The organism is Cryptosporangium sp. NPDC048952, assembly GCF_043197895.1.
In the GTDB taxonomy this organism is placed as follows: Bacteria; Actinomycetota; Actinomycetes; order Mycobacteriales; family Cryptosporangiaceae; genus Cryptosporangium.
The window spans coordinates 176,080-193,994 of record NZ_JBICTY010000001.1 but is presented as its reverse complement, the minus strand read 5'-3'; the positions used below and the strand labels follow the sequence as shown (position 1 = coordinate 193,994).

Here is a 17,915-nt window from a genome sequence, read left to right as displayed (position 1 = left end):
CCCCAATGCGCCGGTTTCGTCAGAGGTCGGGTGAAGGCTCTCCAGGCTGGCCCGTCAGCTTGGTGATCGCTTCGCCTACTGCTTGGTCGACGTCGACGGTGCCGTTGATCGCGCGTGTGACGATCGGTCCGACGTCGACGAACACGTCGGCATAGCGCGTCGCCGCGTCGAGCGTCCCGCTGGCAGCTCCGTCGCCGCCCTTGTCGTAGTTCTTGACGAACTCGGTGCCGGGTTCGTCGTCACCCCAGACCTGCGTGCCTTTGGCCTGGATCGCCCTGATGCGAGCCACCGAGGTGTCGAGCTTCGATTTCAGGTCCTCGGCAATGGTCGTCAGCTGCAGGGCGGCCCGTGCCGCTTGCTTCGGCTGCAGGAAGGTGCTGCCGTCGGTCATCGGAAGGCGTCTCCACCCATCACCTCGTTGTCGAGGCGGGTGAAGAACGAGTCGAGGTCACCGTCGAGTTGGGCACGAACGTCCTGCTGCGGCAGGTGAGGACGACACAGCTCCAGGGTGCGGTCGGCGACCTGACGAGCACCCTGCTGAATGGTCTCGGTGATCGTCGACGCGAGCTTCCGGGAGTTGGGATCGCGATAGACCCGCGGATCGAGCTCGAGGGTGATGAGCTGGCCGCGCGGGCCGACCGTCGCCGTGACCAGACGGTCGTCGGACTGGACGACCACTCGGATCGCCTGGAGCTGCTGCTGCAGCTCGGTGACACCGGAGCGCAGGCGATGGAACTCTTCCATCAGCTCGTCGGCCCGCGCTTGCAAACCACGTGCGTCCACGACGTGATGCCCTTCTTTGCGCGGCCCCGCCCTATCAGGAAAGCAGCCGAATGGTTGTTTCGGGCCCAGTTCGCTCATTTTGCTCACCCGGAGCACTCAATCCGATCCGCTGTGTAGCGGACGCGGAGCTCACTGCGGATTGAAGAGGCTCGTGTTCTTCGCTTCCTGCGCCGACATGATTTCCGCCGAGCGCACCACGGCACCCTTGATGCTCGTGAGGAGCTGAGTGAGGTCGGCAGACGCGCTGTCCCACTGCCGCTTCCGCACCAGGTACGCGGCTTTCGCCGGTCCGTCCCACGTCGCAACCAGCGGTTGGACGCCCCGCTCCAGGCCGTCCAGCTCGGCACTCAGTTTGTTGATCGCACTCTGGATGTCTTCGGACGCCTTCATGAGCGAGGCGAAGTTGACCGCGATCTCGTCGGATTGGTACGGCATGACGTCTCCCCGCTCAGAGCTGCAACGCAGCGGTGATGGACCCGGCCGTGGCGCCGGCGGCATCCATTTCGGACTTCATCTCCTGGTCGCTCACGTTGTAGTTGCGACCGGAGGTGCCCACCGCCTCGGCAAGCGAGCGCAGCGACCGGTTCAGGCGACCCATGTCCTGGTCGAATCGGTCACGGACCTGCTGGAAGGACGCGCCGCCCTGGCCCAGCCACGCCGACTGCAGGGGCGTCAGCTCGTTCATCAGAGTGGTCAGTGTGAACGTGAGCCGGTCCGCGACGTCGTCGACGTCTTTCTCGGACTTCACCATCGTGGCGGTGTTCGCGCGCATGTTGCTCCTCACCCCGTCGGATCGCTCGCGGCGACGGTAGTGACCGATCGCCGGAGGAAGCGGCTATCCACCGCGACCTCCGCAGCTACACGGAGAGGTGTGGAAATCGGTTCACGGATCCGGCAGGAGAGATAACTTTCCGTGGATCACTACTGGCGGAGGAGGCCGTAGATTCCGACTGCGGCGAGGGCGAGGACGGCCACCATCACGCTGGCGAAGGCGGCTCCGGCGAGGCGGCGGAACGGCATCTGCGCGGGGTCGGTTTCGCGCATGACCAGCGCTGATACGAAGCGCTGGACGAGGAACTGGTACGACTGCAGCTGGTCTTTCTTGGAGGCCATCGTCCCCCTCCTGTTGGTAGCGGTGGAGTCACCATAAGGAGTGGGGTTCTCGGACAACGGGCAATCGCGGGGATCGGCCGGGGTGGAGACTGGGCGCGGTGATCGCGCGAGGGAGGGAGTAGCCATCGTCAGCCGTGAGGAAGCTGTGGAGTTGGCGTCTCGGTGGCTCGGGGTGCCGGGGGATTCCGTCGAACTCCGGGAGTTCGATCAGGGGTGGGTTGGGTGGCGGGGGGTGCCCGATGTGGCGCCCGGGGTTTTGCCTGAGCGGGTCGGGGATGCTCGGGTGGTTGTTGATCGGGATAGTGGCGCGGTTAGCAGTTGGCCGCCGTTGCCGGTCGAGGAGATCATCGCGCGGAGTCGGCCAGCGGAGGCTGGGCGGTTTCCGGCGGATGTTGAGGGGTTGTTGCGGAAGGCCGGCTGGTATCCCGGTCGAACGCTTCCAGACGCAGACCTCGATCGCTACGCCGAGCGCCTCCATGCCCTCACGGTCGACGATCCTCCGATTCTTGGCTTGGTGGACGTTGCTGAAGCCGTACTTCGCGAGTTCGGCGGTCTCACTATCGATCGACCCAACTGGACTACGTGGCAGCTGCAACCTGCCGCCGTCGACCCCGACATAGATCTGGTCGGCGGGTTGGGGGAGACGCTCGACCAACCTGTGACTCCGATTGGCAGCGTCGTCTCCCCCTTCGAGGTCGAAATAATCATGTCCGCTGACGGTCGGGTTTTCTATGGAGGCGGTCCCGGTCACAGCCATTACCTGGTCGCCCATAACTTCAACTGGGCAGTCGTCAGGGCGATCTACGGGCAGGATCGGACCCTTCCGTGGGTGGCGAGAAGTGGAGATGTCGTCTACGAGGACTCGGCTGGGCGGGCTATTGATCCCGGTAGTACTCGGGGGCCCCTAGGTGCTGAGGGATTGGACGTAGCCGAAGAGGCCGAGGACGCCGCAGATCAGGGGCACGACGGCTAAGACCAAGGCCACGTCGAGCAACTCGGCCAACCTACCGAGATACGGCGACGGCGGCCGCCGGCTGTAAACGACACCGGCCGCCAACGCCACTCCCCCAACCCCCACGAAAACCAACGGCCCAACCGACGCATCGAGCACGAACAGCGTCACGCACGCCGCCCCCACCACCCCCGCCACCAGCAACGGCACCCGCTGCCGAACCGTCGCCAGCAACCGCGCCCGCAGCACCAGCGCCAACGCGACCACGACGACGAACACCGCTGCCGTCACGTCACGGGTCCGCGTCAGCACCAGGAACCCGACACCGATCACCACCGACACCCCGAGCAGCGATCCGGTCAGCACGTCATCGGCCCGCGCCACCGCGGCATACACCGCCTTGCGCGAGGGCCCCGGCGACACGTCCGCCATCAGCTCGTCAGCCGACCGCGGCAACGTCGGCAGCGGCACCCGCCCCAACCGCATCGCCACCAGCGGCAACATCGGAACGACGAGCAGCGCCACCCCCACGACCACGGCCGCCGCACCGCGCGAAGAAACTCCCGGCAGCCCCCCACCCAGCACACCGAACAGCCCGGCCACGAAACCACCGACGAAGACGAACCCGACGTCGCCCACCGCCAGATAGCCCAGCGCCGCCACGACCAGCAGGCACACCGACCCGAACAGCACCTGTTCGGCGGTGAGCCATCCCATCCGCGTGGACCCAGCCGCGAGCACCGCTCCGCCGACGAACCCGTACGGCATTCCGACGAGCGACACCACCGCCCCCGCGACCGAGTCCGACAGCACCCGCGACAGCAGCCCACCGATGCCGACGAACGCCACGGCCATCACCAGCAGCACAGCTCCCACGGTGGAAGCCGGACCGGCGGAGAGCACAGCCACCAGCCCCAGCACGAACAGCGAGGCGGCAAACCCCAGGCCGGTGACTCGGGTCGCCGCCGGGGACCACGCGCGCCCTTGCCGACGCGCACCGGTCGCCACGGCGTCGGCGAGGTCGTCGTAGTCCAGTTCGGGCCATTCGGTGCGCTGCGGCACGAGGTGCAGCACTTCGCCGTCGCGAACCCCCTGCGAACCCAACGGCTTCTCCGGGTCGAGCGGCTCGCCGTCGGACCGCCGCAGCGACCAGCCACCGTGCGCCTGCCCGTCGTCGGCCAACCCTTCGCCGGCGTGCCGCAGGACGGTCGGCAACAGCTCCGCGAGCGGCGGAGCTTCCGGCAAAGCGAGGTCGACGCGACGCCGCGGCGCGACGAGCGTGATCCGAGCGAGCCCATCTGCGCTGGTCGTCGACACCGGACGCTCCTTTGTCCACAACCATGTTCACGAACGAGACGGCTGTCACCGCTCTTCTTTACGATAGGTGACACCAGAATCACGCGGAGGGAGGATCGGTGGGCACGGTCATCATCAAGCGGGCACCGCGTCGCCCAGCCCCCGCCTTCCCGGAAGGCGAGCTGATTCTGGACGCACCCCCGGCAATCCCGCCCCCCACCGGCCGAGCCTGGGGCCAGGCCATGATGATGCTGCCGATGCTCGCCGGCTCCGCAGCGATGGCGCTGATGTTCGCCGGCACCGGCGGCGCCGGCAGCACGCTGCGCTGGGTCACCGGCGGCCTGTTCGGTCTGTCCGCGATCGGCATGCTCAGCACCCAGCTCGGGTCGTACTCCGGGCAGCCGAGCAAGCAGCAGATGGCCTCCCAGCGGCGCGAATACATGCGGCACCTGGCCCAGTTACGTCGCCGTACCCGCACGGCGGTGCGCACCCAGCGCGAAGCGATGTTCTACCGCCATCCCGAGCCGGCCACGCTGTGGACCACCGCCGCGAGCTACCGCCTCTGGGAACGCCGCCCCGGCGACGACGACTTCGCGGTGGTCCGCATCGGCCTCGGGCCGCAAGATCTGGCCACCCCGATGGTTCCCCCGGCGATCACCGCCTCCGACGATCTCGAGCCGCTCTGCGCCCAGGCCCTCCGCCGGTTCGTCACCACGTACGCCGTGGTTCCCGACATGCCGGTGGCGCTCGCCTTGAACGGCTTCGCCCGGATCTACCTGCGTGGCGACGCCGAGCGTGTGCACGGGCTCTCCCGTGCGTTACTGGCCCAGGTCACTGCTTTCCATGCTCCGGACGACGTACGCGTGGTCATCTGTGCGGCACCTGACCGGCTCGCCCGCTGGGAGTGGGTCAAGTGGTTGCCGCACGCGCAACACCCGGAGCGCACCGATGCGCTCGGCCCCGTGCGGCTGGTCGCCCCGACCGTCGTGGCGGCCGAGGCGATGCTCGACGATCTGCTCTCCGGGCGCCCCCGCTTCAACCCGACCGGCGCCGGCCACGAGGTGGCCCCGCACCTCGTCGTCCTTCTCGACGGCGCCGATCCGGCCGGGTCCGATCACCTCGCCACCGACAACGGCATCGAGGGCGTGACGCTGATCGACCTCGCCGCCCCGCCGCCCCGGCTTCTCGATGCCACCGCGCTCGTGCTCGACGTCGATCGCGCGGGCCGCCTGCGCAGCACCACGATGGACGGGGACGCCGACATCGGCACCGCCGACCAGCTCGGCACTGCGCAGGCCGAGGCGCTGGCCAGGCAACTCGCGCCGCTGCGGCTCTCCGCCGTCGCCCGCGGCGAACGCCCGCTCACCGCGGAGATGGAGCTGGCGGAACTCCTCGGTCTGGGCGAGCCCCGGCAGTTCGATCCGGCCACGGCCTGGCGCCCCCGGCCGAGTCGCGAGCGGCTCCGCGTCCCGATCGGCGTCGGGCAGAACGGAGCGGTGGTCGAGCTCGACCTGAAGGAGTCGGCGCAGGACGGCATGGGCCCGCACGGCCTGCTGATCGGCGCCACCGGCTCGGGCAAGAGCGAGTTGCTGCGCACGCTCGTGCTCGCCCTGGCCACCACCCACTCGTCGGAACTGCTGAACTTCGTGCTGGTCGACTTCAAGGGCGGCGCGACGTTCACCAAGCTCGACCGTCTGCCGCACACCAGCGCGGTGATCACGAACCTGGAAGACGAGTTGCCGCTGGTCGACCGGATGACCGATGCGATCAACGGCGAGATCCGCCGTCGCCAGGAGGTGCTGCGCGCCGCCGGCAAGTACGAGTCGGTGCGTGACTACGAGAAGGCCAGGGCTGCCGGTGCGCCGCTCGATCCGCTGCCGAGCCTGCTGATCATCTGCGACGAGTTCAGCGAGCTGCTCAGCGCCAAGCCCGACTTCATCGACATGTTCGTGCAGATCGGCCGGTTGGGCCGCTCGCTCGGCGTCCACCTGCTGCTCGCGTCGCAGCGTCTCGAGGAAGGCCGGCTGCGCGGGCTCGACGGGCACCTCTCGTACCGCATCGGCCTGCGGACGTTCTCCTCGATGGAGAGCCGCGTGGTCCTCGGTGTCCCCGACGCGTACGAACTGCCGCGCGCGCCCGGGCACGGATACCTGAAGTTCGGCACCGAGGACATGACGCGGTTCCGCGGCGCGTACGTGTCCGGGGTCTACCGCGAGGGCGGCCGCCGTGCCCAGGGCGCGAGTGTCGAGAGCGCCCCGGTGCGCCCGTTCTCCACGGCCTATCAGCCTCTCCGCGGAGCGGACCACAACGAAGAAAAGGCTCCAGACCCGGACGAAGGAGTCGGGGAGAGCCTCCTCGACATCCTGGTCGAGCGGCTGCAGGGCCGCGGCGTTCCGGCGCACCGGGTGTGGCTGCCGCCGCTCGACGAGCCCGCGACGCTCGATCAGCTCCTGCCCCCCTTGGCGGTCGAACCCGGCCGGGGTCTGACGGTCACCGACCCGACCCGCCGCGGGGCACTCCGCGCGGTGGTCGGCCTCGTCGACCGTCCGCTCGAACAACGCCGTGACCTGCTGACGCTCGACTTCTCCGGCAGCCAGGGGCACGCCGTGGTGGTCGGTGGCCCGCAGAGCGGCAAGAGCACGCTGCTGCGCTCGATCGTCGCCTCGCTCGCGCTGTGCCAGACGCCGAGCGAGGCCCAGTTCTACTGCCTCGATTTCGGCGGCGGCGCCCTCGCCGCGCTGCGCGACCTCCCGCACGTCGGTGGCGTCGCGAGCCGCCTGGAGCAGGGCCAGGTCCGCCGGACGGTCGCCGAGCTGCGGACACTCCTCCTCGACCGGGAGCGGCGGTTCGCCCGCGAGGGCATCGACGGCATGGGCACGTACCGGCGGCGACGCCGGCAGGGCGATTTCAGCGACGATCCGTTCGGCGACGTCTTCCTCGTGGTCGACAACTGGCTGACGCTGCGCAACGACTTCGAGGAGCTGGAAGCTCAGGTCACCGACCTGGCCAACCGCGGCCTCTCCTACGGCATCCACGTGGTGATCAGCGCCTCGAGGTGGATGGACGTGCGACCGGCGCTGCGTGACGTGCTCGGCACCCGTCTGGAGCTCCGCCTCGGCGAGCCGTCGGACTCCTATCTGGATCGACGCACCGCGCTGAACGTCCCCGACAGCACACCGGGGCGAGGCATCACGGCTGACAAGTTCCACTTCCTCGGGGCACTGCCCCGCGCGGACAGCCGGTCGGAGACCGCCGACCTGAGCGACGGCGTGGCGAAACTCGTCCAGGACGTGGCGAACGCCTGGACCGGTCCGACGGCTCCTCCCGTCCGCCTGCTCCCGGCCGAAGTGCCGTACGCGACACTGACCGGTCCGGGAACAGTGATCGGCATCGCGGAAGCCGACCTCGGACCGGTTTCCGTGGATCTCACCGTCGACTCCCACTTCCTGCTGTTCGGCGACTCGGAATCCGGCAAGACCGCGTTCCTGCGGCAACTCGCCCGGAGGATCACTGATACGCACCCGCCCGACGAAGCCCGGCTGATCGTCGTCGACTACCGCCGGACGCTGCTCAACGAGGTCTCGGCCGGTCACCTGATCGGGTACGGGTCCTCCGCGCCGGTCACCGAGGAGATCGTCGACGAGGTCGCGACCGTGATGCGCAACCGGCTCCCCGGGCCCGACGTCACCCCCGAGCAGCTCCGCGATCGCAGCTGGTGGCGTGGCCCTGACCTGTACTTCCTGATCGACGACTACGACCTCGTGTCGTCCGGGTCCACCAACCCACTCGTCCCGCTGTTCGATCTGCTCGCGCAGGCCCGCGACATCGGCCTGCACCTCGTCGTCGCCCGGCGCAGCGGTGGGGCCGGTCGGGCGCTCTACGACTCGCTCCTCCTGCGGTTGCGCGAACTCGGCTCGCCCGGGTTGGTGATGTCCGGGGACCGCGACGAAGGTGTCCTGCTCGGCAACGTGCGCCCGCAGGCGCTGCCGCCCGGTCGTGGCTGGCTGGTCACCCGGAAAGAGGGCACCCGCCTGATCCAGCTCGGATGGCTCCCACCGTCCGGCTGACACCGTTCGTGAACCTGCGACCTGAGTCAACCGTGGTAAATCCGCACGCTCAGCGACAGCAGGAGTGGGGAGCGTTATGGCCGACCGCGATGAAACCGTCCGCGCCAGCTTGCCGGCGCTACGCAAGTTCGGCGCCGACGTGAAGTCCACCGGGCAGACCGACCTGGTGACCGGCCTCGGAAACAACTTCGCGATCGAGATGTCCCAGCACGTGGTGGGCTTCATGGGCCGTGGTGAGGGCAGCGGCACCCATCCGGTGGCGCCGCTGGGCGAGGCCGTCCACTTCGGCAACCTGATGGCCGACTACGCCCAGGCGGCCGGACGGCTCGCCGGGGACGTCGTCCTCGGTCTGGTCTCGCTCGGGTTCGCCGCCGAGGGAATTGCCACCCAGTACAGCGATGGCGACGCCCTGAGCAGCGCCACGATCGAGCAGGTCGCCGACGCGTTCGTGCCCCAACTCGGAGAGACCCGGCCCGGCGACCCGCAGGCGAAGGACGGCGACGAAGCGCCGGCCGAGAAGAAGAAGGACCCGTCGGACCCGGCCGGGTACCACGCCGGCACCCCGGAGCGCGGCGAGCGCCCGACGCTTCCGGGAGGCGGCCCGGACGTGCCGGACGCCGGCTCCGACGAATACAAGAACCGACCCTTCCAACTCTGATCCGGAGGGGACATGGGGGACTACTACGGCTACACCTGGGAGCCGGGCAGCATCCGGGTCGCCGAGCACGACACCTACGTGCCGGAAGGCCGCACTCATCTGCAGCGCGCCACCGACTTCACCGACACCGACAAGGTCGCGCACATCCGCGTGCTCTGGCCGATGATCCAGGGCCTGGACGCCACCAAGATCGCTGACCTCGCGAAGAGCTGGCGGAAGCTCTCCACCCAGCTCAGTACCGCCAAGGACGGCCTGAGCGGCGCTGGTGGACGCCTTGCTCCGCAGTGGACGGGAAAGGCGTCCCGGGCGTTCCTGGAGCGGGTCGGCGGATCGCTGTACTCGCTCGACCAGTGGGTCGAAGCCGCGTCGACGAACGCCGCCACGATCGGGCGGCTCGCCGACGACGTCCGCACGACGCAGCCGAAAGTGGAGCGCATCTACCGCGACTGGTTGACGGAGTCGGCGAAGGAGAAAGCCAAGCGGAACAAGGACGCCGGGGAGCTCTCGGCGCAGGACATGAACGACTTCATCGGGTTCCTGAGCAAGAACAACTCGATCACCGACGGTGGGTACCTGTACCGGTGGGCGCGTGACTCGGTGCCGCAGGACGAGATCGACGCCAAGTACACCGCGCTGGCACTTCCGCTGGTCAAGAAGCTCGCCGACCATTTCTCGTCGGCGGCGACGACCGGGATCAGCCTGCCGGGCAAGTTCAAGGGGCCGACGACGTTCAAGTCGGTCCGGCCGACGTTCGGCGGGGCGCCCGGTCTACCGCCGGTTCAGCCGCCCGCGCCGGCGATCCCCGTCGTCGCGCCGCCGACGGTTGGGGTGCCTCCGGTGGGCGCGCCGGGGTTGCCGCCCGCGCTTCCGGGTCGTCCCGGTGTGCGGCCGCCTGGCGCGCCTTCACTCTCCGGAGTGCGGGCGCCCGGTGCGCCGGCGCTGCCCGCCGGGTTTCCTGCCGCGCCGGGCGCCCCGTCCGTCGCGCGCCCTGTGACGGCCCGGTCCGGGCTGCCAGCTGCGCCGACGCAGCCGGGGCTGCCGGCGCTTCCCGGGCGTACGGCCGCGCGGACGGCTCGTCCGGCCGTGCCGCCGGGCCCCGGCCAGGGGAGGCGCGGCGCAGCGAAGCCAGCGGCACCCGCACTTCCCGGCCGGACCAGCGGGAAACCAGGGGGCCCCAACGCCGCGCGGAACACGCGGGGAACGAACGGGCGCCCCACCGTTCCGCCGGCTGCCGGGCCGCGCCTCGGCGGTCGCGCGACCCCGCAGAGCCGCTCGGGCACGGTAGTACCGCCCAAGGCGGCCCCGACGCGTCTGCCCGGCCGAGTCGGCGAGCCGCAAAACCCGATGCCGACGCCAGGCAGCGTGCCGCCCGAGTTCCGTCGAGCCACACCATCCGCTCCGGTGCCAGTAACGGATGCCCCCGATTTCGCACCACACCCCCCAGCCCCGCCCTCGCTCGGCGGGCGCCGCCGCTCGACGCCCTTCGCCGCACCCGTCCCCCCACCGACCTCCACCCCCGAACTCACCGGTCGCGCCGCCCCCCACGGCATCCAGCCGCCCGACACCCGCCCAGCAGTGGACGCTCGCCGCACCGGCCCCGACCCGGTCACCGCACCCGAGGAGTCGTTTGCTCCCGCAGAGTCCGCACCACCCGTCATCGAGCGCCCCACCGCCCCCACCGCCCAACCAGCCGGCCCAGCCCTGGGCCGATCGTGACCGGCCGTCGACCCGCTCGGCAGCGTGAGGAGTGGCCATGACCGCCGACCCGAACCCGCCACCCCCTGCCGCCACCGGCCGCCACGCCGCCCCCACCCCCACCGAACTCCCCGCCACCAGGCGCCTAGGCACAGTGCCCCCCACCTGGACGACACCCCCACCCCCAGCGCACCCGGCCGGCGGTACTCGAGCAGCCGCACCCCAACCGCCGAGGCCACAGCCCCAGGTCCCCCGGACGGCACCGCCGGTTCCGTCCGGGCAAGCACCGCCCATCGCGGCAAGGCACGCCCCCGTCGCCCTCCCGACGCACGCCCCGGTCGCGCGCCCCACCACCGTTCCACGGCCACAACCGACAGCCGCCCTCACCGCCCGACCGGCCACCACCGCCCGACCGGCCGCCACCGGCCAGGCCGCCGCCACCGGCCAAGCGGCCACCCGGCCGACCGCGACCGGCCGATCCCTCCCCACCGGCCGAGCAATCGCCACCGCCCGAGCCGCAGCTCCCGCCCCCCGAACAACAACCGCCACCGCCGTCGCAGCCGCCACAAACACGACCGGACCCACCCTCCGCCCCGAACCCCGCCGATCCCCCGCCCGGATCGGCCCCGTTCACCTCGCCCAGATCGCCTGCTGGCAGGCGGTCGCCGCCGCGCTCGTCGCCACGATCGGCCGCCCACCAGCCGTCTCCGCCGCGGCGGGCCTGATCGCCGTGATCGTCCTCGCCCTCACGACCGTGAGATTCCACGACCGCTGGGCCTACGAGTGGATCGGCCTAGCGACCCGCTACTCCCTCCGACGCCGAACCTGGCGCGGCGGCGACCCGTCCCGGGAACCGACAGTGCTCACCGCGGTCTCCCCCGGCGCCCGCATCGGCCAGATCGACCTCACCGACGGCCCGATCCGCACAGCGGGCGTCATCGCCCACGAGGCCGGCCTCACGGCCGTCCTCGAGATCGAGCCCGACGCCGACACCCCCGCGCAGCTCCCGTCGCTGCTCGCCCTGCTCCCGATGGCCGAAGCGGGCGAGCCTCCGATCACCGCGCAGACCATCGTCGAGACGGTCCCCGCGGCGGCCACCGACTCCCCGATCGACCAGTCGTACCGCGCACTCCGAGTCACGCCCCTTCCTGCCCGCCGCCACGGCTGGATAGCACTCCAGGCCGTACGCACCACCGACCACCCAGGCCCCGACGTCGACGAACTGCGCGCCGCCCTCACGAGCGCGATCCGCCGCACCCAGCGTCGGCTCGGCAAGGCGGGCTTCACCGGGCACGTCCTCGACCCGAACGAACTCGCCGAAACCCTCGACGAACTCGGTTCGGCCCCGCCCCTCCCCGGATACGACCGGGACGCGATCGCCGAGGAGTGGGCGCACTGGCGCACTCCGACCTGCGCCGAGGTCACGATGACGGTCGTCGCCTGGCCCGACCTCGCCGACCTGTCCACGTTCGACCACCTGCCCGACGTCGCGGGCGTGACCACCGTGCTGTCGCTGGGCATCCGCCGGGCCGACCGCCGCGTCGAGGTCGAGGCATCGGTCCGGCTCGTCGCCCCCAACCGTCACGAGGCCGATCGGGCCGCAGCCACCGTGATTGCAGCCGCCGCGACACGTGGCCTCCGGCTCCGCCGGCTGAACGGCGAACACGTCCACGGCGTGGCATCCACTCTCCCACTCGGAGCGTTCCTGCGATGATCCGCCGCCGACCCCCACTGGCCGAGCCTCGGCCGATCAGCGACGCCGCTCCCGGCCACGTACCGTCCAATCTGGTCCTGAACGACGACCCCGCCCTCTCCCTCCGGATCGGCGGCGACGGCGTCGTCCTCGGCGTCGAACCGAACGGAGCGCCGCTCGGCGTCCGGCTGTTCCGCCCCACCCCGACCCGAGCGGTGTTCGTCGGCGCCCCGAACTGCGCGCAGCTCATCGCCTTCCGCGCGGTCGCCGCCGGCGCGCACGTCGTCGTCAGCACCGGCCGTCCTGGCACGTGGACGTTCCTCGCGTCCCAGGGGATCCCGGTGCGGCCGGTCGACTCCACCCCCGAGACCGCCACCCGAACCCGACCGGTGCTCTACGTCGACGACGCACCACCGTACGGGCGCCCGCCGGAGCTGCCCACCAACCGCTGGACCACCGTCCTGACGATCCGCGAGGTGCTCACCCACCGGGAAGCCGGGCTCATCGAGCACGCGGATCTCCTGCTCCTGCAGCCGCTGACTCCGGCCGAGGCCGACGTGCTCCCGCCTCCGCGAAGGATCGATCAGCCCCTGCCCGCCGACGCCCTCACGGTCGCGAGCCGTTCCGGCGTCCGCTGGGGACGCGTCGCTGTCACTCCCACCGAGCACCACTACCTGGGTCCGGCCCGCCGAGCTCGATGACCACCACGTCCTCGTGGACGTCACTCAACTCGCCGGCGCTCACCCGGGCCCGATAGACGCCCCGCTCCACCCGCTCGCACCCCAGTCGCGCGGCCACCACCGCACTACCGCCCAGGTACTCCACCGACGCCTGACCGCCGTCGAAAGCGCGCACCAGGAACGGCTCCCCGCGCCACGACGCCACCACCCGCACGTACGTCAATCGCGTCACCTCGGCCAGCGGCACGATCCGCCGCCACCGTTCCTCGTGCACGCGCTCGAACCCGTCCGCAGCCGAGTCCGAGTACAGCCTGATCTCCGAGGAAGGCGGCGCCGGGAACGCTTCGTAGACCTGCCCGCGCCACTCGGCCCGATAGTTCATACGCGCCGCACCATCAACCACCGCCGCTGGTCGGCGTCGAAGACCGCGATCCGCCGCTCCGGCCCATCCTCCGGGAGGTGGTAGATCTCGCTCCCGTGCGGCGGCAGCAGCCCGTCCACCTTGTACTCCCGGATCACCAGAGCCGGACCGGGCACGAATCCCGTGCCGCGGAACGGCGGTGGCTCGACGACCCAACCGGCCATCTCGTGCGCGCCGGCCTCGTCAGTCCCGCCGTACGGAATCCGGTAGAGCTCCGGGTACACCGAGAACCACCGCAGCAGGTAGACCCCACCGTCGGCCGCCGGAAGCCCCAGTGCGTCCAGCAGAGCGCCCGGCGTCTCCGGCAGGTCCGCGTCGTCGGCCTGGTGAGCGAACCCGCTGAGGTCGAGTTCCTCGCCCGCGAGGTACGCGGTGACCTGCTCGAACGAGACGACTTTCTGGAGCAGACCGGAACCGACCGGCTCGCGCGCCAGCCGGACGACCGTCGCCGCCTCCAGCAGCAACTGCGTCGGAAGCCCTGGATCGACGGCGAGCCCCCACCGCGGATCCGGCCAGAACGCCGCGAGCTGCCGGAACGCGATCGGCCGCGTCGGCTCCGGGACCAGGGAGGCAGACGTGAAGGCAGGCAGCCACGTCCGCCCGGACACGCTCACGGTCGCCCACGTGAGCGGGTCGACAGGCGGCACCGGCACCACGAGATCGGCGTCCCGAAGTGCCGCCAGCGCGTCGTTCAGCTCCTCAGTCACAGCCCTGGGTACTGACCTCCTCGGTGGCGCGCGCGCCCTGGACCGCGGCGTCGGACACCTGGTCGACGCTGAGCGCGAAGCCGGTCTCCTTGTCGTCGACGGCGGCGGCGAACACCACGCCGTAGACGCTGCCGTCCTTGGCGAGCAGCGGGCCACCGGAGTTACCGCTGCGGACCTCCGAGCGCAGCATCAGGACCTCCCGCGTCACCTGCCCGGACTGGTAGATGTTCGGGCCCTTGATCGTCCGCTCGTCCCGGATACGCGCCGCCGTCGCGGTGTACGGACCGTCCTCCGGATAGCCAACGACGATCGCGTCGTCACCGCTGGACGCGCGCTGGTTGAACGCGAGCTTCGGCGCGTCGAGACCCTCGACCTCCAGTACGGCGACGTCGACGTTCGGGTCGTAGAACACGACCCTCGCCGGGAACTTCTCGCCGAGGGACTCCACTTGCACCTCTTCGGTGCCGGCGACCACGTGCGCGTTGGTCATGATCCGGTTGTTCTCGTAGACGAAGCCGGTGCCCTCGAGCCGCCGGTCGCACGACGGCGCCTGGCCGATGACCTTGACGACCGACTGCTCGGCCGCGCGCACGACCTCGGACCGCGCCAGCGCGCTGTCGGGCGCAGGGACCGGACGCACCTCGGTCGGCGTGAGCGGGCCGAGCACCTGCGGGAAATCGCCCTGCTCGACGACGTCGCCGAAACGGTCGTAGAGCGAGCGCACCGTGTTCGGGACCGCGTCGTCCACCGCGGGAATGATGACCGACCGGCGCACCTGCCCGGCCAACCACGTCGAGGACGACGACGCCAGCGGCGTCGCCACCATCCAGGCGACCAGGAGCAACGCGATGACCGAGACGATCGATCCGCCGAAGCCGTCGAGCACGCGCAGGCTGGACGAGCGCATGCCCGCGCGCACCCGGCTACCGATCGCGACCGCGAGTACCTGTCCGATCAGCGCACAGCCGAAGGCAACCGCGAGTGCGGTCGCCACCTTGCTGGTCTGGCTCTCGAACTGGTTCGCGATGACCGGGGCTAACTGGACGCCGAACAGCGCTCCCCCGAAGAAACCGACGAACGACAGTGCCCCGACGACGAACCCCTGGCGGTAGCCGCTCACGGCGAAGCCCACGATTCCGACGAGCAAAGCGAGGTCGAGGAGGCTTCCGTCCACTCGAGGTCCTTCCGGTACAGGTGCGTCGCGGGCTGTCGCAGTCGCAGGGGTCAACTCAACTCACGTCGATCACACCGACCATGTTCGACGTGAGGTGAAACGTGCAGACGAAGTCATAGCGTCCGCGACTGAGCGTGACCTCGACCGAGCGTTCCTGATCTTTCGAAACCAAGCCCGTGTTGATCTTGGCGGGACGGACCTCCAGATCGTGGGGCGTTCCACCAATTGTCCGGAGGGTTATTCGCAACTTGCCTGGTTTGGCCTTGATCACTGACGGTTCGTAACGGAGTTGATCGTCGCCGGTAACCGTGACCGTCTGCACGCCGTCTGCGCCGGCCGTCGCGGTCGCCATCGTCGTCGGGACCTCGTTCGCGTCACCGCCGGGTCCGCCGTTCGAGCACGCCCCCACGACGAGCACGGAAAGCGCAGCGGAGATCACCGGCACGCCGACGGCCGCCAGCGGGGTCAACACCCCATGACGACGACTCAAATACACATCGCCACCGTAGCTGGCCCCTACTAGGTCACCGCACGGCATCCGGCGGACGTGTCCGCATCGCCAGCGCGAGATCTTCGGCCGGCAGGTCGCGCATGGAATTGCGGTTCCATGGTTTCGCCCAACCACCGAGGTCGAGAACGAACGAGATCAGACCGGCGGTGAAGCCCCACACGAACATGTCGCAGACGTCGAAGCCGGGCCCGATCACACCGCTGGGGTGGCTCACCCGAAAGCGGTTGTCGGGGCTGACGAGGTCGGCGATCGGCACCCGGGCCACGCTGGCGACCTCGGCCGGGTCGGCCGGACCGACCGGGTGCGGCCGCTCCCACCACCCGAGCACCCCGGTGACGACAAAACCCGAGACCGGGATCAGGACGGGCGGCAGCTCGCCGATCACCCGGACCGACGCCGGGTCGAGCCCGACCTCCTCGTTGGCCTCGCGCAGCGCGGTGCCGACCGGACCGTCGTCGCCCGGATCGGTGGCGCCACCGGGGAACGCCGGCTGCCCCGCGTGTTTGCGCATCGTTGCGGCACGCTGCAGCAGGAGGACGTCGGGCCCGGCCGCCCCCTCGCCGAAGAGGATCAGCACGGCGGACGGTCGGCCACTGCCGTCGGGGCGCGGGACGAACCGGGAGATCTGCTCGCTGCGAACGCGCGGCAGCGCATCCACCAGTCGGTGCAACCACGACGGGAGCGCCTCGGCGCCGGGTTCAAGATGCCCGGGAGTGTCCGGGCCGATGGCCGGGACGCTCACTCCGGTACCGCCTCTCGCGTCGTCACCACACCAGAGTGCTCCTGCAGCGCGTCATCGCACAGTCGCCGACGGTTTCGCATGAGCGGAGCAACCTCGCGGACGCCCCGGTCATTCCACCGTCACCCCGAGGTATTGCCTGACCAGACCCGTCAAGGCGGCATCGGTGAGCGGCGTACCGCGGTAAACGTGGACGACTTCGCCGGTGGCCGAGACGAACGCGGTGGCAGGTAGCGCGTTGACGCCGAGCGCGCGGCGCACCTCCTCGGCCCGATCGAAAACGTTCGCGAACCGGACATCGAGTTCGTCGGCCGCGGCGACCGCCCGGGACGCCTCGTCGGACGTGTTCACGCCGACCACCGTGAGCTCGTCCCCCGCCGCGGCGGCCAGCCGGACGAACGACGGCATCTCCTCACCACACGGCGGGCACCACGAGCCCCACAGGTTGAGCACCATCGGACGCCCCGTCGGCGCGCCGATCGTCACCATGTCCGCGGTCTTATTCATGCACAGCAACGGCTTGACGCTCCGCAGCGGGCTGTTCGCGGGCACCTCACCGGTCGCCGCCGGACAGGCGGCGAACTTGCTGTTCGTGAATGCGTTCGACGTCGGCGCCGGGGTAGGCGTGGAGGCCCCGCCACCGGAGCACCCCGCCAGCAGCAGTACCAGCGCAGCCGCCAGTAACCGCCTCACGCCCCCACCATCGCGGCGAGCTCGTCGACCCGCGGGCCCTTGAGCAGCTTCACCGCCACCGGCAGCTCGGTGGGGCCGGTGCCGTACGACGGGCACAGCGCCGACAGCGTGCACGCACCGCAGGCGGGCTTCCGTGCGTGGCAGACCCGCCGCCCGTGGAAGATCAGCCGGTGGCTGAGCATCGTCCAGTCCTTGCGCGGGAACAGGTCGCCGATGATGTGCTCGACCTTGACCGGGTCTTCCTCGGCGGTCCAGCCGAACCGGCGCACCAGACGCCCGAAGTGCGTGTCGACGGTGATGCCCGGGACGCCGAACGCGTTCCCGAGGACGACGTTCGCCGTCTTGCGCCCGATGCCCGGAAGCGTGACCAGCTCCTCCAGCGTGCGCGGCAGCTCACCGTCGAACCGCTCGACCAGCGCCTGACCGAGCCCGATCAGCGAGTTGGTCTTGGCCCGGAAGAAGCCGGTGGGCTTGAGGATCGTCTCCATCTCGGTGCGGTCGGCACCGGCGTAGTCCTCCGCCGTGCGGTACTTCGCGAACAGCGTCGGAGTGGTGAGGTTGACCCGCACGTCGGTGGTCTGTGCGGACAGGATCGTGGCGACCGCCAGCTCGAGCGGCGTCGTGAAGTCGAGTTCGCAGTGCGCGTCGGGATGGGTCTCGGTGAGGATCCGGTGCATCCGGCGAGCCCTGCGCTTCAATGCGAGCGGGCTTTCCAAAGCGACTGTCACGCCAG

General features: G+C 70.4%; 18 protein-coding genes and 1 pseudogene. 6 read left to right on the top strand and 13 right to left on the bottom strand.

Annotated elements, in window-relative coordinates; all coding sequences use genetic code 11:
• Positions 1-19 precede the first annotated feature (19 nt).
• The 5 genes and pseudogenes from ACGFY5_RS00960 to ACGFY5_RS00940 all read right to left on the bottom strand — a co-directional run.
• Positions 20-391 carry a hypothetical protein gene (locus tag ACGFY5_RS00960; RefSeq protein WP_392715913.1) on the bottom strand — a complete coding sequence of 124 codons (372 nt, stop codon included), beginning with the start codon at positions 389-391 and terminating at the stop codon, positions 20-22.
• Positions 388-879, bottom strand: coding sequence for a YbaB/EbfC family nucleoid-associated protein (locus tag ACGFY5_RS00955; RefSeq protein WP_392715911.1), 492 nt, complete (start codon positions 877-879; stop codon positions 388-390). The genes ACGFY5_RS00960 and ACGFY5_RS00955 overlap by 4 nt, the downstream gene beginning before the upstream one ends.
• 33 nt (positions 880-912) lie before the next feature.
• Complete coding sequence (locus tag ACGFY5_RS00950) at positions 913-1,218, bottom strand: WXG100 family type VII secretion target (protein WP_392715909.1); 306 nt, start codon at positions 1,216-1,218, stop codon at positions 913-915.
• A gap of 13 nt (positions 1,219-1,231) precedes the next feature.
• Complete coding sequence (locus ACGFY5_RS00945; protein WP_392715907.1) at positions 1,232-1,555, bottom strand: WXG100 family type VII secretion target; 324 nt, start codon at positions 1,553-1,555, stop codon at positions 1,232-1,234.
• A 155-nt stretch (positions 1,556-1,710) separates the two neighbouring features.
• Positions 1,711-1,896, bottom strand: a pseudogene (locus ACGFY5_RS00940) (type VII secretion protein EccB); the annotation flags it as partial.
• 82 nt (positions 1,897-1,978) lie between these two features.
• Here ACGFY5_RS00940 and ACGFY5_RS00935 point away from each other — a divergent pair.
• Positions 1,979-2,869, top strand: a complete 891-nt coding sequence (locus ACGFY5_RS00935) for an SUKH-3 domain-containing protein (protein ID WP_392715905.1) — start codon at positions 1,979-1,981, stop codon at positions 2,867-2,869.
• On the opposite strand, the gene eccD is transcribed toward ACGFY5_RS00935, so the two are convergent.
• The gene (gene eccD / locus ACGFY5_RS00930) at positions 2,801-4,165 is read right to left on the bottom strand and encodes a type VII secretion integral membrane protein EccD (RefSeq protein WP_392715903.1); all 1,365 of its coding nucleotides are present in this window, start codon (positions 4,163-4,165) and stop codon (positions 2,801-2,803) included. The genes ACGFY5_RS00935 and eccD overlap by 69 nt on opposite strands.
• A 98-nt stretch (positions 4,166-4,263) precedes the next feature.
• Between eccD and eccCa the strand changes: the two genes are divergently transcribed.
• From eccCa to ACGFY5_RS00905, 5 genes are all read left to right on the top strand, one after another.
• Positions 4,264-8,211, top strand: a complete 3,948-nt coding sequence (gene eccCa, locus ACGFY5_RS00925) for a type VII secretion protein EccCa (protein ID WP_392715901.1) — start codon at positions 4,264-4,266, stop codon at positions 8,209-8,211.
• A 76-nt stretch (positions 8,212-8,287) separates the two neighbouring features.
• A complete protein-coding gene (locus tag ACGFY5_RS00920) occupies positions 8,288-8,869 on the top strand; it encodes a hypothetical protein (RefSeq protein WP_392715899.1) in 582 nt (193 codons plus the stop codon).
• A gap of 12 nt (positions 8,870-8,881) precedes the next feature.
• Positions 8,882-10,585 carry a hypothetical protein gene (locus ACGFY5_RS00915; protein WP_392715897.1) on the top strand — a complete coding sequence of 568 codons (1,704 nt, stop codon included), beginning with the start codon at positions 8,882-8,884 and terminating at the stop codon, positions 10,583-10,585.
• 37 nt (positions 10,586-10,622) lie between these two features.
• Positions 10,623-12,278: a type VII secretion protein EccE gene (locus ACGFY5_RS00910; protein ID WP_392715896.1), complete on the top strand. Its 1,656-nt coding sequence runs from the start codon at positions 10,623-10,625 to the stop codon at positions 12,276-12,278.
• The gene (locus tag ACGFY5_RS00905) at positions 12,275-12,958 is read left to right on the top strand and encodes a hypothetical protein (RefSeq protein ID WP_392715895.1); all 684 of its coding nucleotides are present in this window, start codon (positions 12,275-12,277) and stop codon (positions 12,956-12,958) included. The genes ACGFY5_RS00910 and ACGFY5_RS00905 overlap by 4 nt, the downstream gene beginning before the upstream one ends.
• On the opposite strand, the gene ACGFY5_RS00900 is transcribed toward ACGFY5_RS00905, so the two are convergent.
• The 7 genes from ACGFY5_RS00900 to nth form a co-directional block, all read right to left on the bottom strand.
• Entirely contained in the window at positions 12,909-13,319 is a 411-nt protein-coding gene (locus ACGFY5_RS00900) for a hypothetical protein (RefSeq protein ID WP_392715893.1), read from the bottom strand. The two genes, ACGFY5_RS00905 and ACGFY5_RS00900, sit on opposite strands and share 50 nt — an antisense overlap.
• Positions 13,316-14,065 carry an SseB family protein gene (locus tag ACGFY5_RS00895; protein ID WP_392715892.1) on the bottom strand — a complete coding sequence of 250 codons (750 nt, stop codon included), beginning with the start codon at positions 14,063-14,065 and terminating at the stop codon, positions 13,316-13,318. Before ACGFY5_RS00895 ends, ACGFY5_RS00900 begins: the two co-directional genes overlap by 4 nt.
• The gene (locus ACGFY5_RS00890; protein WP_392715891.1) at positions 14,058-15,239 is read right to left on the bottom strand and encodes a MarP family serine protease; all 1,182 of its coding nucleotides are present in this window, start codon (positions 15,237-15,239) and stop codon (positions 14,058-14,060) included. The genes ACGFY5_RS00895 and ACGFY5_RS00890 overlap by 8 nt, the downstream gene beginning before the upstream one ends.
• 55 nt (positions 15,240-15,294) lie before the next feature.
• Positions 15,295-15,711, bottom strand: coding sequence for a cupredoxin domain-containing protein (locus tag ACGFY5_RS00885; RefSeq protein ID WP_392715890.1), 417 nt, complete (start codon positions 15,709-15,711; stop codon positions 15,295-15,297).
• Positions 15,712-15,763: 52 nt separating this feature from the next.
• Complete coding sequence (locus tag ACGFY5_RS00880; RefSeq protein ID WP_392718587.1) at positions 15,764-16,477, bottom strand: NUDIX hydrolase; 714 nt, start codon at positions 16,475-16,477, stop codon at positions 15,764-15,766.
• 123 nt (positions 16,478-16,600) lie between these two features.
• The gene (locus ACGFY5_RS00875; RefSeq protein WP_392715889.1) at positions 16,601-17,182 is read right to left on the bottom strand and encodes a TlpA family protein disulfide reductase; all 582 of its coding nucleotides are present in this window, start codon (positions 17,180-17,182) and stop codon (positions 16,601-16,603) included.
• Positions 17,179-17,859 carry an endonuclease III gene (gene nth / locus ACGFY5_RS00870; protein ID WP_392718585.1) on the bottom strand — a complete coding sequence of 227 codons (681 nt, stop codon included), beginning with the start codon at positions 17,857-17,859 and terminating at the stop codon, positions 17,179-17,181. Before nth ends, ACGFY5_RS00875 begins: the two co-directional genes overlap by 4 nt.
• Positions 17,860-17,915 lie beyond the last annotated feature (56 nt).

Excerpts from the sequence above, each read along its gene's own strand:
- ACGFY5_RS00915 (WP_392715897.1), top strand. The coding sequence starts at position 8,882 with ATGGGGGACTACTACGGCTACACCTGGGAGCCGGGCAGCATCCGGGTC.
- ACGFY5_RS00910 (WP_392715896.1), top strand. The coding sequence starts at position 10,623 with ATGACCGCCGACCCGAACCCGCCACCCCCTGCCGCCACCGGCCGCCAC.
- ACGFY5_RS00900 (WP_392715893.1), bottom strand. The coding sequence starts at position 13,319 with ATGAACTATCGGGCCGAGTGGCGCGGGCAGGTCTACGAAGCGTTCCCG.
- ACGFY5_RS00905 (WP_392715895.1), top strand. The coding sequence starts at position 12,275 with ATGATCCGCCGCCGACCCCCACTGGCCGAGCCTCGGCCGATCAGCGAC.
- ACGFY5_RS00950 (WP_392715909.1), bottom strand. The coding sequence starts at position 1,218 with ATGCCGTACCAATCCGACGAGATCGCGGTCAACTTCGCCTCGCTCATG.
- ACGFY5_RS00920 (WP_392715899.1), top strand. The coding sequence starts at position 8,288 with ATGGCCGACCGCGATGAAACCGTCCGCGCCAGCTTGCCGGCGCTACGC.
- ACGFY5_RS00960 (WP_392715913.1), bottom strand. The coding sequence starts at position 391 with ATGACCGACGGCAGCACCTTCCTGCAGCCGAAGCAAGCGGCACGGGCC.
- nth (WP_392718585.1), bottom strand. The coding sequence starts at position 17,859 with ATGCACCGGATCCTCACCGAGACCCATCCCGACGCGCACTGCGAACTC.
- ACGFY5_RS00945 (WP_392715907.1), bottom strand. The coding sequence starts at position 1,555 with ATGCGCGCGAACACCGCCACGATGGTGAAGTCCGAGAAAGACGTCGAC.